The organism is Nonomuraea jiangxiensis (genome assembly GCF_900099965.1).
GTDB lineage: Bacteria > Actinomycetota > Actinomycetes > Streptosporangiales > Streptosporangiaceae > Nonomuraea > Nonomuraea jiangxiensis.
In genome coordinates, this window is the sequence record NZ_FNDJ01000003.1 from 559,337 (window position 1) to 573,517 (window position 14,181).

General features: G+C 71.9%; 12 protein-coding genes. 9 read left to right on the forward strand and 3 right to left on the reverse strand.

Annotated elements, in window-relative coordinates:
- Positions 1 to 3: 3 nt before the first annotated feature.
- Genes BLS95_RS08850 through BLS95_RS08860 form a run of 3 tightly spaced genes read right to left on the reverse strand, consistent with a single transcriptional unit; the run spans position 4 to position 4,351 of the window.
- Complete coding sequence (locus BLS95_RS08850) at positions 4 to 1,938, reverse strand: glycosyltransferase family 2 protein (RefSeq protein ID WP_176993088.1); 1,935 nt, start codon at positions 1,936 to 1,938, stop codon at positions 4 to 6.
- Positions 1,939 to 1,973: 35 nt separating this feature from the next.
- Positions 1,974 to 3,599: a class I SAM-dependent methyltransferase gene (locus BLS95_RS08855; RefSeq protein WP_090930382.1), complete on the reverse strand. Its 1,626-nt coding sequence runs from the start codon at positions 3,597 to 3,599 to the stop codon at positions 1,974 to 1,976.
- Positions 3,596 to 4,351 (reverse strand): hypothetical protein, encoded by a 756-nt coding sequence (locus BLS95_RS08860; protein ID WP_245764931.1) that lies wholly within the window; start codon positions 4,349 to 4,351, stop codon positions 3,596 to 3,598. The genes BLS95_RS08855 and BLS95_RS08860 overlap by 4 nt, the downstream gene beginning before the upstream one ends.
- A 343-nt stretch (positions 4,352 to 4,694) precedes the next feature.
- Here BLS95_RS08860 and BLS95_RS08865 point away from each other — a divergent pair, with 343 nt between their 5' ends.
- The 9 genes from BLS95_RS08865 (at position 4,695) to BLS95_RS08905 (ending at position 14,156) form a co-directional block, all read left to right on the forward strand.
- On the forward strand, positions 4,695 to 4,943 hold the full coding sequence (locus BLS95_RS08865; protein ID WP_090930514.1) for an acyl carrier protein: 249 nt from the start codon (positions 4,695 to 4,697) through the stop codon (positions 4,941 to 4,943).
- A complete protein-coding gene (locus BLS95_RS08870; RefSeq protein ID WP_090930383.1) occupies positions 4,918 to 5,676 on the forward strand; it encodes an SDR family NAD(P)-dependent oxidoreductase in 759 nt (252 codons plus the stop codon). The genes BLS95_RS08865 and BLS95_RS08870 overlap by 26 nt, the downstream gene beginning before the upstream one ends.
- Positions 5,676 to 6,986: an AMP-binding protein gene (locus BLS95_RS08875; RefSeq protein WP_090930384.1), complete on the forward strand. Its 1,311-nt coding sequence runs from the start codon at positions 5,676 to 5,678 to the stop codon at positions 6,984 to 6,986. Before BLS95_RS08870 ends, BLS95_RS08875 begins: the two co-directional genes overlap by 1 nt.
- A complete protein-coding gene (locus tag BLS95_RS08880; protein WP_090930385.1) occupies positions 6,983 to 8,008 on the forward strand; it encodes a LuxE/PaaK family acyltransferase in 1,026 nt (341 codons plus the stop codon). Before BLS95_RS08875 ends, BLS95_RS08880 begins: the two co-directional genes overlap by 4 nt.
- Entirely contained in the window at positions 8,008 to 9,234 is a 1,227-nt protein-coding gene (locus tag BLS95_RS08885; protein WP_090930386.1) for an acyl-CoA reductase, read from the forward strand. The genes BLS95_RS08880 and BLS95_RS08885 overlap by 1 nt, the downstream gene beginning before the upstream one ends.
- A 19-nt stretch (positions 9,235 to 9,253) precedes the next feature.
- Positions 9,254 to 11,383 carry a hypothetical protein gene (locus BLS95_RS08890; RefSeq protein ID WP_090930387.1) on the forward strand — a complete coding sequence of 710 codons (2,130 nt, stop codon included), beginning with the start codon at positions 9,254 to 9,256 and terminating at the stop codon, positions 11,381 to 11,383.
- Between the two features lie 108 nt (positions 11,384 to 11,491).
- The gene (locus BLS95_RS08895; RefSeq protein WP_090930388.1) at positions 11,492 to 12,703 is read left to right on the forward strand and encodes a glycosyltransferase; all 1,212 of its coding nucleotides are present in this window, start codon (positions 11,492 to 11,494) and stop codon (positions 12,701 to 12,703) included.
- A 5-nt stretch (positions 12,704 to 12,708) separates the two neighbouring features.
- On the forward strand, positions 12,709 to 13,407 hold the full coding sequence (locus BLS95_RS08900; RefSeq protein WP_090930389.1) for a class I SAM-dependent methyltransferase: 699 nt from the start codon (positions 12,709 to 12,711) through the stop codon (positions 13,405 to 13,407).
- A 65-nt stretch (positions 13,408 to 13,472) separates the two neighbouring features.
- On the forward strand, positions 13,473 to 14,156 hold the full coding sequence (locus tag BLS95_RS08905; RefSeq protein ID WP_143043640.1) for a polysaccharide deacetylase family protein: 684 nt from the start codon (positions 13,473 to 13,475) through the stop codon (positions 14,154 to 14,156).
- Positions 14,157 to 14,181 lie beyond the last annotated feature (25 nt).

Consider the following 14,181-nt stretch of genomic DNA (forward strand, 5'->3'; position numbering starts at 1 on the left):
CCCTCAGCGTCTCCTGCGGACGCCCGGCAGGCGTTTGGCGCCGTCGCCCGGCAGGCGTTCGGCCACCAGCAGGCAGCCGTCCTCGGCCCGGTCGACGAGGAAGCGCCGGTCGGCGACGGTCGCTACCGGCCGCTGCCGGGTGCGCACCAGCGGCCTGATGGGCTTGCCCTGGTCGATGACCACCTCCCAGCACGACACGGTCCCGACGCTCTCGTCGATGTCGGCCAGCGGCACGCGGGCGTGGAAGTCCTGGCCCGCCAGCGCCACCGGGAAGTACATCTCCTCGCCGTCGCTCCTGCGCCGCAGCCTGAGCACCGGATCGCCGTCGCCCACGTCGGAGATCTCCCCCGAGAACACCAGGTCACCGTCATCCACCCGGCACTCGCCGATGACCGCCTGGGCCGTGCGCAGCCGCAGTCCCCAGACGCCGCGGAAATTGCGCACCGGCACCAGCCACACGCCCGCCCGCCGCCGCGGCGCCGGGATCAGCGGCGGCGACCAGCGCGGCCCGGCCACCCTGCCGTCCAGCTTCAGCCCCCGCCCCCGGAGCTGGACGTACAGGTCCCAGTGGCCGCGCCGGGCGAGCTGCGCGGCCGAGAGCATCGCCGGGTCGAACGCGAACCTGAACGGGAACGCGTGCTCCGCCACCGGGGCTCCGCCCTCCCGCTCGACGCTCTCCCAGGTGGGCCTGGTCTCCGCCGCCGAGAGCCGGACGATCTCGCCTGTCTTGCGCTCGCGCATCCACACGCGCACACGCAGCCGGCGCAGCTCGCCCACGTCGAACCTGCCGACGGCCACCCGGCCCACGCCGGTGAGCACGCCGTCGCGCCAGTCGAGGCTCACCAGGCGGGCCGCCACGCCCAGCTCGTCGGACACCTCCGACAGGTCCGACGGCAGCCACGGGTGGCGGCCGTACCAGCGCCTGCGCAGGACCCCGGTCGCGCTGACCCGGGGCTGCAGCCGCCCGTCGCGGGCCTGGCGGAAGGCGTCGGCCAGCTCGTCCAGGCGGCGCCGGTGCAGCAGGTGGACCTGGAGGCGGTGCTCGAACGGGATGCTCTGCCACGCCTCGCGCGACACGCCGTCGAGATAGCGGACGATCAGGTCGATCAGCCCCGGGTCCGCCGCCGGCCCCATCGCGGCCACGGCCTCCACGGCGACGGCCATGTCGATGTCCAGCGTGTCGCGGTCGAAGTCCGGCTTGAGCCTGGGCGCTCCCTTCTCCAGCAGCGCCGACGTCTCCAGCACCGACAGCAGGCGGTCGCGCAGGTTGCCCGGCTCCAGGCAGCGCTGGGTGATCGAGGTGCCCGGCTCGTCGCGTTGCCGCCAGTGGTAGACGACCCTGGCCAGCACGTCCACGGCACGCGCTCCGACGTGGGCGGCCATGGCCACCGGCTGGTCCTCGTACATGCGCTCGGGGAAGCTCAGGCCGAGGCCGTCCCAGAAGGAACGGCGGTAGACCTTGTTCCACAACATGCGGTCGCGGATCAGCAGGGGATGGCGGGTGATGTGGGTGGCCACGATCGGCCGGGCGAAGGCCTGCCGGTGCGCCCACGAGGGCACCAGCAGGTTGTTGTGCAGGCGCATGACGTTTCCGCAGGCCAGGTCGGAGCCGCTGGACTCCAGCGAGGACACCAGGCGCCGGAACGCGTCGCGCGGGACGGTGTCGTCACCGTCCACGAACGCCAGATAGCGGCCCCCCGCCCGGCTCACGCCGACGTTGCGGGCCCGGCCGACCCCATGGTTGGGCTGCCTGACGAGGCTGATCCGGGGGTCGTCTGCCTGCCTGGCCAGGACCAGGTCGGGACCGCCGTCGGCGCTCCCGTCGTCCACGCAGATCACCTCCAGGTCCGCCAGCGTCTGGGCGGCGATGGAGTCCAGGCAGGGCCCGATGTACTTCTCGACGTTGTAGAACGGGACGATCACCGAAAGAACCGGCACATGCACTCCTCATCGTTGGGGCAGCCATCGTTGGGTCAGCCGGACAGCAGGCGTATGACGCGGCGGGCGACCTTGCCGGGGCGGGCCAGGCGGCGGGAGAGGCGGTATCCGAGCGTTCTGCGGTAGGCGGCGGCCTTGCGCTGGATCCTGCGGAGTTTGGACTTCGCCCTGACCAGCTCGCGTTCCCGGTAGGAGAGCTTGGTCTCCAGGCGCGAGATCCTGGCCAGCGCGGCGGTGAGCTGGTCGGCCAGGCGGTCACGGGAGCTCAGCAGGTCGCGGTAGGTGGGCGGCTGCTCGGCCAGCTCGGCGGGCTGGCCCAGCTCGGCGTCGAGCTTGCGGGCCAGGTCGAGGTCGCCGGGGTCGCACGGGCGGCCCGCCATGCCGCACAGCGTCAGCGTGAGCTGGTCGGCCTCCAGTGGCCAGGGCCACGGGTGGTGGTGCCCGGCCATCTGCAGCCTGACCGCGAAGCGCCACAGGATCCGGCACAGCACGACGCGCGGGTCCGGCGTCGTGGCCGGGGGCGCCGCCGGGCCGATGGCCGCGAACCGCTCGCCGTCGTAGACCAGGCTGTCGGTCGCGGCCGACACGTCGCCGCCCGCCTCCAGCCAGGCGGCCAGCTCGCCGAGCAGCTCGCGTACGGTTCGTACGTCCTCGCGGGCGCATGCCTCGACCAGGATCTCCTCGACCACCCGGCCGGCCGGGACAGGGCGCTCGTCCCCGTCGGGCAGCCGTTTGACGCCTGCCGGGGTGAGCTCGTACAGGGAGGCGCCCTCCTCGATGAGCCCGAGCGGCAGGTCGTCGGGGGCGGTGTCGTACGCGGCCTCGTGGGGCGGGCGGGTGGCGATGGCCAGCCAGAGGGGGGCGAGCTGCTCGCCCAGGCGGTGCCTGAACACCAGGCGGGTCAGCCGCAGCGGGTCGGCCACCAGCATCCGGTCGCCGCCCCTGGCGCTCAGCGGGAACGTGATCGCGTCCGGCAGCTCGCGGGCCAGCGCCTCGCGGGACAGCAACGCCCGGGGCGCCTGCCGGCCGGGATAGGCCGCGTAGCAGCGCCGCACGCTCAGCCCGGCCGACTCCAGCCCGCGATCCAGCGCCTGCGGGCCGCTGGGGTAGCTGGGGTCGAAGCCGTGCGGCGCCCACTGGTCGTCGCCGCCCTCCCGGTCGGCCGGCCGCGCCTCCTGGAAGCGGTCGACGCCCAGGTCGTTACGCACTCCAAGGACCAGCCGCCCGCCGTAGGCGACCAGCGCGGCCAGCGCGTCGAGCGACTCGATCCAGGCCGCGGCCGGGGCCTCGGCGGAGTGTGTGCGCAGCAGGCCGTCGAGCGCCAGCACCAGGTCGTACGGCTGCTCCGCCTCGAACACCTCCAGCCGACCGCAGAAGACCGCGAGCCCCGGATGCCGCTCGCCGAGCGCGCAGGCGTCGGGGTAGGAGCGGAGCAGCACGGCGGGGTCGCTGGCCCGCTCGACCACGTCGTCCACCAGCAACTGCGGATGCGGCCCGACCAGCAGCACCCTGCCGCTCTCCGGGATCATCCGCCTGACCAGATCCAGTGCCGCGACCCGCCAGTCCGTGACACCCCCCATGGTCGACATGTCGGACCACAGCAGCATCTCCCCGCCGATCAACCGGACGTTCTCGGGGGCCTCGCTCGTGCGCGTGTTCATGGCCTCGCTCCCAGGGGCGGGCTCGGTCGCCCGGACGCCGTCGCCTTCCCCCGCCGCTCCGGCCGCTTGAGTCCCGCCGCTCCCCCGCCGGGCGGTGGCGCCCCCACGCGGGTCCGCTTCCATCCGAACATTCGCTGTAGCTCCTCCGGTGTCGCCTGATACTCGAATCCCAGCTCGCGCCGCGCCACCTCCGCCGCCAGCCCGGGATCGACGCTCGTGCCGTGCATCTCGGGCCAGAGCCGCAGGCGGCGGGCCGTGCCGCCGTATTCGGGGCGCTCGTCCTCGTACTGCATCGGGTCTCCGTACACGGCCACCTCGCAGCCCACCGACGCGCCGTAGAACAGCGCGCTGCCGAGCCGGTTGGAGGCCACCCTGCGGTGGCGCCGCAACTGGACCAACTGCTTGTAGAGGAAATCGCGCCCCTTTCCCTCCCAGCGGGATCCGCGCTCGCCATGACAGATGACCCGGAATCCCCTCGATTCGTACGCTCGCCGAATGTCCGGATTCGCGAATTCCAGCCAGTAAAGGCAGACGGTGACGGGATCAGTCTCGACATTTCGGATTTCATCGGCGAGCTGGGCGTGGTCACCGCTGACGGAATACTTCTCCCAGCCGTGGAAGGGATACCAGATCGTACCCTTGCGCTCGCGTACCTTGCCCAGCTCTGGTTCGAGGTAAAGCAGGTAAATCCAGGGCGCCCCGACCAGGTACTGGCCCCGGCGACCCATCGACCAGCCCCGGCGACGTAGCACGTCGGACCAGAGGAAGCGGGGATAACCAGGGCTGCACCAATGGTCATTCGGGGGAAATCCATGCAGATAGTTCCATCCATGCTGAAGGAAGCCCTGGATTCGCCGTGGCGCCTCGTCCGGAAGGCCGCAGTATCTGCCGAGTATGCGAGAGTGCCCGTACCAGTGATTGGATTCGTCCATCATTTCCCCCGTACGGTTGTCGTGTCCCTGGCGACATTCCCAGCCCGCCACAGGCGCCACTCGTCGTTATACGGTTCCATTACCCGGCACGGGGCCTTGGTTTCTCATGCCACGCGATTCCCGCTACACTGCGTCATGCCTTAAGGACAGAGAGTGAGTGATCATGAGTCATCTCGATCGCCTGCGGGCCGTCTTCCGCATGGCGCTCAACCTTCCCGCCGACGCCGGCGTCGACGGCCTCGAATACCGTGCCATCCCCCAGTGGGACTCCCTGGCGCACATGGCGTTGATCGCCGCGATGGAGGACGAGTTCTCCGTCCTGATCGACACCGACGAGATGATCGACATGAGCTCGTTCGCGAAAGCGGCCGGGCTGCTGGAGAAGCATGGCATCGGCGCCGCCGCCGTCTGAGGCCAGGGTCGCGCTGGTCACGGGCTCGACCTCGGGCATCGGGCGGGCCGTCGCGACCAGGCTGGCCGCGACGGGCCACGCCGTGGTGCTGCACGGGCGCGGCGAGGAGCGCACCGCGAAGGCCGCCGCCGAGGTGGCGGCCGAGACCGGCGGGCAGACCGACTCCGTGCACGGCGACGTGGCCGACGCCGGGGTGGTCGCCGCCATGATGCGGCAGATCTACCAGCGGCACGGCCGGCTCGACTCGCTCGTGATCAACGCCGGCGTCCACGCGGCCGGCCTGCTCGGCCTGGTCCACCAGGACACGATCAGCAGGCTCTTCGAGGTCAACGCCATGGGCGCCACCCACACCCTGCAGGCCGCGCTGCGGCTGCTGCGCCGGGGCACCGACCCCGCCGTGGTCGTCGTCTCCTCGATCATGGGCCGCGCGGGCGGGCCCGGGCAGACGGTCTACTCCGCCACCAAGGCCGCGGTCCTCGGCCTCACCCTGGCCGCCGCCAAGGAGCTGGGCCCGGCCGGGATCAGGGTCAACGCCGTCGCCCCCGGCTACATCCAGACCGACATGCTCTCCACGCTCGACGACGAGGCCCGCGCTGCCACGATCGCGGCGACCCCGCTCGGCCGCCTGGGCAGGGCCGACGACGTCGCCCGCGCCGCCGCGTTCCTGCTCTCCGCCGAGGCGGGTTTCATCACCGGCCAGGTCATCGGGGTGGACGGCGGGCTGGTGCTGTGATGTCGTTCCCGCACCCGCAGGCCAGGCTCGTCGTCGCCGGCGAGCCTGGCGGCCTCACCGGCGACGAGCTGTCCGACCACGTCACCCGCGCCGCGGAGGCCCTGAGCCGGCTGCGCCCCGGGCCGCTGTTCTGCGGGATGCGCAACAACCTCACGTCGGTGTTGCGCTATCTCGCCGCCTGGCGGTCGGAGCGGCCGATCGCGCTGCTCGATCCCGACCTGTCCGCCGGGGCGCTGGCCGAGCTGGTGGCGCGTTTCCGGCCGGCCGCGCTGCTGGGGTTCACGCACGCGAGCGACGGCTCCCCGCCGCCGCGCCGGGAGCTGCCGGCGCCCCATCCCGACCTGGCCGTGCTGCTGGCCACGTCGGGTTCGACGGGCAATCCCCGGCTCGTCCGGCTCTCCCGCCGCGCCGTGCTGGCCAACGCCACCGCCATCGTCACGGCGCTGTCGGTGCGGCCCGGCGACATCTCGCCGACGAGTCTGCCGCTGCACTACAGCTACGGCCTGTCGGTGCTCAACAGTCATTTGGCGGCGGGCGCGACCGTGGTGCTGACGGAGGCCGGGCTGCTGGAGCGCTCGTTCTGGACCCACCTCGACGCTCACCGGTGCACGTCGCTGGCCGCCGTCCCCTACCAGTACGAGATGCTGCGCCGGCTGCGCTTCGACCGCTCCGAGCACCCGGCGCTGACCACGCTCACGCAGGCCGGCGGCAGGCTGAGCCCCGAGCTGGTCACGCAGTTCGCCGGGCAGGCCGACCGGTTCTACGTCATGTACGGGCAGACGGAGGCCACGGCCCGCATCGCCGTCCTGCCCCCCGGCCTGCTGGCCGCCAAACCCGGCTCCGTCGGGCCGGCGATCCCGGGCGGGCGGCTGTCCGTCGACGACGGGGAGATCGTCTACCACGGTCCCAACGTCATGATGGGCTACGCCGAGACGGCCGCCGACCTGGCACGGGGTGACGACCTGGGCGGGGTGCTGCGCACCGGCGACCTCGGGCGGCTCGACTCCGACGGGTTCCTCTACATCACCGGGCGGCTCAAGCGCATCGCCAAGATCTTCGGTGTCCGGGTCAACCTCGACGACGTGGAGCTGCTGCTGCGCGACACCGGGCCGGTGGCGGCCACCAGCGGCGACGACCGGGTGACGGTGTGGGCCGAGGGGCTCAACGCTGCCGGGTGCGCGGGGCTGGCCCGGCGGCTGGGGGCCGAGTTGCGGGTGCACTGGAGCGGGTTCGACGTGCGGGGCATCGACCGCCTGCCGCTGCTGGCCACCGGCAAGGTCGACTACCGGGCGCTGGAGTCACGTACATGACCGTTTTCGGTCTGAAGGCGGCTGAGCGAGAAGCGGTGCTGGTGGAGCGGCTGGCGGAGCTGACCGAGCACCATCGTGCGGCCTGCCCGCCCTACCGGGGGATTCTCGACGCCATCGGCGCGGCGCCCCCTTACGAGCACGTGGCCGACCTGCCGTGGTTGCCGGTGCGGCTGTTCAAGACACACGAGTTGCGCAGCGTGCCCGCCGAGCGGGTGTTCCGGGTGCTGACCTCCAGCGGGACCACCGGGCAGCGGCCGAGCCGGGTCCACCTCGACCGGGAGGCGGCGGCGGCGCAGACGCGGATGCTGGCGGCCACGCTGCGGGTGGTGCTGGGCGAGCGGCGGTTGCCGATGCTGGTCGTCGACAGCCGCTCCGTCGTGCGCGACCCCGCCCTGAGCGCTCGCGGGGCCGGCGTTCTCGGCATGATGAACCTCGGCCGCGACCACACCTTCGTCCTCGACGAGCAGGGGCGGGTCGACGCGGAGGCGGTCAAGTGCTTCCTGGCGCGGCACGGCAGCGAGCGGTTCCTGATCTTCGGGTTCACCTTCATGGTCTGGCTCTACCTGCGCGACCTCGGGGCCGACCTGGCCCATGGCGTTCTGATCCACTCCGGCGGGTGGAAGCGGCTGGCCGAGCAGGCGGTGGACAACGCCGAGTTCCGGCGGCGGCTGGCCGCTGAGTGCGGGCTGAGCAGGGTGCACAACTTCTACGGGATGGTCGAGCAGATCGGGACCATCTTCCTGGAGGGGCCCGGCGGGGACGGGCTCTACTGCCCCGATTTCGCTGATGTCGTGATTCGTGATCCGGAGACCTGGGCGGAGGCGCCGCCCGGGGAGCCGGGGCTGATCGAGGTGGTCAGCACCTTGCCCACGTCCTACCCGGGCCACGTGCTGCTGACCGAGGACCTCGGGGTGGTGCGGGGCGTGGACGACGGCTGCTGGCCGGGCAAGCGGTTCGAGGTGCTCGGCAGGTTGCCGCGGGCCGAGGCACGGGGTTGCGGCGACACGTTCGGGCGGGGCTGATGGAAGACGGTCCCGCGCTGGAGGTGAGGTTCCCGGCCGCCACGGCCGTGCTCGTGGCCGGGCTGCTGGCGCAGCTGGGTGACGGCGAGCCTCTGCTGGTGGGTGACGAGCGGGTGCGCGCGTTCCTGGCGGCGTTCGGCAGGCGGCTGCTGCGGCCGGCGTCGGCGCGGCGGCATCCCGAGCTGGGATCGCTCGGCTTCTTCCTGCGGCCCAGCGAGCTGACCCGCACGGTCGAAGCGCTCGGCGGCGCGCACATCCGCGTCCCGCGCGGCCTGGTCTTCCACATCCCGCCCGCCAACGTGGACACGGTCTTCGTCTACTCCTGGGCCCTGTCGGCCCTGATGGGCAACCGCAACGTCGTACGCCTCTCGCCCCGCGCGGGCGTGGTCACCGAGGTCATCCTCGACACGCTGCACGAGGCGCTGGCCGAGGCCGACCCGGTGATCGGCGCCACGCAGCGGATCGTCTCCTACGACCGCTCCGACGCCGTCACCGCCGCGCTCTCGGCGGCCTGCGACCTGCGGGTGGTGTGGGGCGGGGACGGCAGCGTGCGGGAGATCCGGCGGCATCCGCTCGCCCCGCACGCCAGGGACCTGACCTTCCCCGACCGTTCCTCGTTCGCCGTGGTGCGGGCGGCGGCCTGGCTGGGCGCGCCGCGGGCGGCGCGGGTCGGCGCGGCCGAGGGGTTCGTCAACGACGGCTACTGGTTCGACCAGGCCGCCTGCTCGTCGCCGCGGACCGTGTTCTGGGTGGGGACCCACGGCGAGTGCGACAGCGCCAGGGGCGACTTCACCGATCACGTGGAGCGGGTGGTGGCCGGGCGGGGGTGGACGGTGGACGCGGCGATGGCCGTGGAGAAGCGGGTCGCCACCTACGGGCTGGCCGTCGACGGGGTGGCCGAGCGGATCGAGTTCCGGGGCAACGCGCTGGCCAGCGTGACGCTGACCGACCCGGCCGCCGCGCCCCGGCGGTGGCTGGGGGCCGGGACGTTCGCGCACGCCAGGCTCGGCGGGCTGGCCGAGCTGGTCCCGCTGGTCGAGCGGCGGGACCAGACGATGACGCATTTCGGGTTCGGCAGGGACGAGCTGGAGGAGCTGGCCAGGGGGCTGGCCGGGCGCGGGGTCGACCGCATGGTGCCGATGGGCGGCGCGTTGAGCTTTCACCGGGTGTGGGACGGGGTGGATCTGCCGGTCGAGTTCACACGTCTGGTGACCGTGACCGGCTGACCGTGATCGGACGGCTCGGATGACGTTCGTGACGCGCCTGCTCGCCCGTCCTGTGGCGAAGGGGTGGGGCCGCTCCGGGTGGGTGCCCGCCGCGCTGGTGTTCGCCGGGGCGGTGGCCGTGTTCCTGTGGTGCGGGGTATCCGTTCGCGACGTGGCCGCGTTCGTGGCGTACGTCGGGGGTGCGGTGGCGCTGCCCGGGACGCTGGTGTGGCGGGCGCTGGCCGGGGGCGGGCGGTCGCCGGCGGAGGACGTCGCGGCGGGGCTGGCCCTGGGATACGCGATCGAGGTGCTCGCCTACATTCCGGCGCGGGCGGTGGGGGCGCCGCTGCTGGTCCTGGTGCCGCCGGTGGTGGTGATCGGGATCTTCGTCGCGGTGCCCGGGTTGCGGCGGCACTGGCGGGGGGACCGCTCCGGGGAGCGGATGCCGGGGTGGTGTGCCTGGGCGCTCGCGGGCGTGGTCGGCTATCTGATCATCTGGAGCACGATCCACCTGTATCGGGTGCCGGTGACCGCCGCGTACGTGGACATGCCGTATCACCTGGCGCTGGTCGGCGAGGTCAAGAACCACATGCCGCCCACGATGCCGACCGTGCTGGGCGAGCGGCTGGCGTATCACTGGTTCGTCTACGCCGACCTGGCCGCCACCAGCTGGGTCACCGGGATCGAGCCCGTGACGTTGGTCTACCGGCTGTCCACGTTGCCGATGACGGCGGCCATGGTGGTGCTGGTGGCGGCGATCGGGAGGCGGGCCGGGGGGTGGTGGGGGGCCGGGGTCGCGGCGGTCGGGGTCGCGTACTTCCTGTTCGGGCCGGTGCTGCACGAGGACGTGGTCTTTCCGACGCGCTCGATGTTCACGGCCTGGGCCAGTCCGACGCAGACGTTCGGGGCCCTGCTGTTCGCTCCCGTGGTGCTGCTGCTCGTCGGCGGGCGGCGGCCCTGGGCGGTGCTGGGGGTGCTGCTGCTGGCGCTGACCGGGGCCAAGGCCACCTTCCTGCCGCTGCTGCTGGCGGGGCTGGTGGTGGTGATGGCGGTGCAGGCGGTGCGGCGGGGGCCGTGGCGGGAGTGGGTGGGGCCGGCGGCGATGACGTCGGGGTGCCTGCTGATCGCGCACGTGGTGGTGTTCGGGCGGGGGGCGCACGGGACGGTCGTCGCGCCGTTCGCGACCATGCGGGACTTGTGGGGGGTGGTGGCGGGGGTCGGGATGCCGGAGCTGGCCTCCGTGTCGGCTGTGCCGCTGCTGGTGCTGACCGTCGTGCACCTGTTCTGCCTGGCGTGCGTGTGGGGCGGCGTGGCCGGGCTGGGGAGGCGGGTGCTGGAGCCGCCCGTGCTGCTGTTGCTGGGGATGGGGCTGGCCGGGATCGGCGCGGTGGTGGTGCTGGGGCATCCGGCGGCCTCCCAGCTGTACTTCCTCGAAGGGGTGCGGCCCTACCTGTCGATCGCGGCCGTGTGCGGGGCGCTGGCGGCGTGGCGGCCGGCGGTGCCGGGGGGCATGGTGGCGCTGGGAGCGGGGGGCGCCCTGCTGGCCTGGGTGGTCGAGGTGCCCGGGGGGCCGCTGGTCAGGGTCGTGGTGCCGTACCTGGTGCTCGGGGTGGCTGCGGCGGTGGTGGCGTGGCGGCGCCGGCACGTGCTGGCCGTGGTGGCGTTGCTGGCGGGGTACGCCGTGCCCGCCTCCGCGTGGGAGGTGGTGGGGCATGTCCTGCCGGATGAGGACAGGCGGGAGCGGCTGATTCCCGCGGGGGCGCGGGCGGCGGGCCGGTGGTTGCGCGAGCACTCCGCGCCCGGCGACGTCGTGGCCACCGACCTGCACTGCCGGTATCCGCAGTGGCGGACGTGCGACAGCAGGCATCACTGGGTGTCGGGGTTCAGTGAGCGGCGGGTGCTGGTGGAGGGGTGGGCGTACGCCGAGAGCACGCAGTCGCGGACCGAGCTGTTCGTGACCTCCTATCTCGGGGTGCCGTTCGCGGACCCGGCGCGGCTGGCGGCGAACGACGCGGTGTTCCGGGCGCCGTCGGCGGAGAACGTCCAACACCTCGCCCAGAAATATGGCGTTAAATGGCTTTTCACCGGCCTAAATCCGAAATTGGGGAGATTTGCTCAATTGCGGTTCCGGAACGGCACCTCCGCCGTTTATCGGATCCCCGAACGGTAAAGATCTTTCACTCCCATGTAATCTTGCGGAAAAGTGGCACGCGCCTCGCTGGACGTCCCCTGCACCATTTCCATGGACCCACGGCCACGAACAAAATCAGGGGATTCTATGGACACGCGTGCCGCCACGGCGCCGAGCCCCCGCATCCTCGACATCGGCGCCGGACCGGCGAGCGTCGACATCGTCATCCCCGTGCTCAACGAGGAGCGTGCCCTGCCCGGCTGCGTACGCACGCTGACCGCCTTCCTCGACACCGCCTTCCCGCTCCCCTGGCGCATCACGATCGTGGACAACGGCAGCACCGACGCCACCTGGCCGGTCGCCGCCGGGCTGGCCAGGCAGTTCGAACGGGTGCACGCCCGCAGGCTCGACATCCGCGGCCGGGGCGCGGCCCTGCGCGCGGCGTGGCAGGACAGCCCGGCCGGCATCGTCGCGTACATGGACGTCGATCTCTCCACCGACCTCGGCGCCCTGTTCCCGCTGGTGGCGTCGGTGGCCAGCGGGCATTCCGAGCTCGCCATCGGCACCCGGCTGGCGCACGGCGCGCGTACCCGCCGCTCGCTGCGCCGCGAGGTGGTCTCGCGCGGCTACAACGCCCTGCTCAGGTACGGCTTCGGAGCGCGCTTCACCGACGCCCAGTGCGGCTTCAAGGCGGCCAGGACCGACGTGGTCAGGCCGTTGATGGCGAAGGTCGAGGACGACTCGTGGTTCTTCGACACCGAGTTGCTCCTGCTGGCCGAGCACAACGGCCTGCGTGTGCACGAGGTGCCCGTCGACTGGATCGAGGACGTCGACTCCCGGGTGAGGATCGTCCGTACGGCGTTCGACGACCTGAAGGGGCTGGCCAGGGTCGCCTGGGCATTGGCGATGGGCCGAGGCCGGGTCGAGGTGGCCAGGCCGGAGCCCACGCCCACGCATCCGGACGCCGTGGTCACCCGGCCCCGGGCGGTGCCGGTGACGAGATTCGTATCGTTCGCCGTGATCGGCGCCATTTCCGCAATCCTGTACGCGCTCATCTACCTTCCGCTACGGGGCAGCTGGTCGCCGGAAATGACCAATCTCGGGGCGCTCGTCCTGGCCGGGATCATCAACATCGAGGCGAACCGCCGGTGGACCTTCAAAAGGCGCACCACCCCGCATTTCCGTGCGGCGATGCTCTTCATGGTCAATTTCCCGCTCACCACCCTGGCCGTGCATGCCGTGCCCCCGGGCGCCGGGCGGGCGGCGGAGGTGGGCGCGGTCGTGGCCACGTACTGCCTGCTCACCCTGATCCACTTCGCCGCCCTGGACCGCTGGGTCCTCTCCCGTACGAGGTACTGACATCGATGGACAGCTCTGACATCCGCCACCTGGTCGCGCTGGAGGACAGCCACTGGTGGTACCGCGAGCGCCGGGCCATCCTGCGCAGGGAGCTGCGCGAGCTGGGCCGGCCCGGGCGGGCGCTGGACGTCGGCGCGGCGGGCGGCGGGAACACGCGGGTGCTGGTCGAGGCGGGCTGGGACGCGACGGCGACCGACCACTCCCAGGCGGCGGTGGACCTGGCCAGGGAGCGCGGGCTCAAGGCCGTGCGGGCGGACGCCCGGGCGCTGCCGTTCGAGCCGGGCAGCATGGACCTGGTGACCGCGTTCGACGTGCTGGAGCACATTCGCGAGGACCACCTGGTCGCCGAGGAGATCGCCAGGGTGCTGGCGCCGGGCGGCCATGCCCTGATCGCGGTGCCGTGCGACATGGCGCTGTGGTCCGCCCACGACGACGCCGTCGGCCATGTACGCCGCTACGGCCGCGAGTCGCTGACCATCGTCGTGGAGAAGGCCGGGCTGAAGGTCGATCGCGTCTGGAGCTGGAACGTGCTGCTCCGCCCGCTCGTGGAGCTGCACCGGCGCCGCTCCCAGGGCAGTGACCTGCGCAGAACGCCATTCCTGGTGAACGCGGGCCTGTCGGCCGTCGTACGGGCCGAGCGATATCTGCCGGTTAAATCGCTCAAAGGCGTGACATTGTTCCTACGTGCTCGTCTCGGTAGATAACAGTGTTCAGAACGAGATGTAAAGCGCGCACCTAACGGGATGGTCGTGGCTTTAAGCTATAGCCCGTGGTGATTAATGCCCTGATCGCGGCCTCGCTGGCCCTTACCTCGACAATGGCCCCGACCACCGCCGCCCCGGCGAGCGTGGACTGCGCCCGGGTCAAATGTCTGGCCCTGACCTTCGACGACGGACCGGGCGAGCACACGCCCACCCTGCTCAAGCTGCTCAAGAAGGAAAAGGTCAAGGCCACCTTCTTCCTGGTGGGCAAGCGGGTGGTGCAGCGCCCTGCGCTCGCCAGGCAGGCGCTCGCGGAGGGGCACGCGATCGGCAACCACACCTACTCCCACGCCTCGCTCCCCACCCGCCTGGACAACGAGATCCTCGACGAGCTCAAGGTGAACCAGGAGGTCATCGAGAAGGCCACGGGCTATCGGCCGACGATGTACCGCCCGCCGTACGGGCACACCGACCAGCGGGTGCTCACCCTGGCCAACCAGGTGAACCTCGCCGAGATCCTGTGGACCGGCACGACGCTCGACTGGAGCCTGAAGGACGCCGCGAAGATCAAGGCGGCGGCGCTCAAGCTGGCCAAGCGCGACGGTGTGATCCTCATGCACGACACCGAGCCGGCCACCGTCAAGGCCATGCCCGGCATCATCAAGGAGCTGAAGAAGCAGGGCTACCACCTCGTCACGGTGCCGACGCTGCTGCGGGGCAAGGGCCCGATGGCAGGAACGAGCTACTTCTAGCGGATCCCTCGGTAAATCCGGGATC

Excerpts from the sequence above, each read along its gene's own strand:
- BLS95_RS08855 (WP_090930382.1), bottom strand. The coding sequence starts at position 3,599 with ATGAACACGCGCACGAGCGAGGCCCCCGAGAACGTCCGGTTGATCGGC.
- BLS95_RS08865 (WP_090930514.1), top strand. The coding sequence starts at position 4,695 with ATGAGTCATCTCGATCGCCTGCGGGCCGTCTTCCGCATGGCGCTCAAC.
- BLS95_RS08870 (WP_090930383.1), top strand. The coding sequence starts at position 4,918 with ATGGCATCGGCGCCGCCGCCGTCTGAGGCCAGGGTCGCGCTGGTCACG.
- BLS95_RS08875 (WP_090930384.1), top strand. The coding sequence starts at position 5,676 with ATGTCGTTCCCGCACCCGCAGGCCAGGCTCGTCGTCGCCGGCGAGCCT.
- BLS95_RS08880 (WP_090930385.1), top strand. The coding sequence starts at position 6,983 with ATGACCGTTTTCGGTCTGAAGGCGGCTGAGCGAGAAGCGGTGCTGGTG.
- BLS95_RS08885 (WP_090930386.1), top strand. The coding sequence starts at position 8,008 with ATGGAAGACGGTCCCGCGCTGGAGGTGAGGTTCCCGGCCGCCACGGCC.
- BLS95_RS08890 (WP_090930387.1), top strand. The coding sequence starts at position 9,254 with ATGACGTTCGTGACGCGCCTGCTCGCCCGTCCTGTGGCGAAGGGGTGG.
- BLS95_RS08895 (WP_090930388.1), top strand. The coding sequence starts at position 11,492 with ATGGACACGCGTGCCGCCACGGCGCCGAGCCCCCGCATCCTCGACATC.
- BLS95_RS08900 (WP_090930389.1), top strand. The coding sequence starts at position 12,709 with ATGGACAGCTCTGACATCCGCCACCTGGTCGCGCTGGAGGACAGCCAC.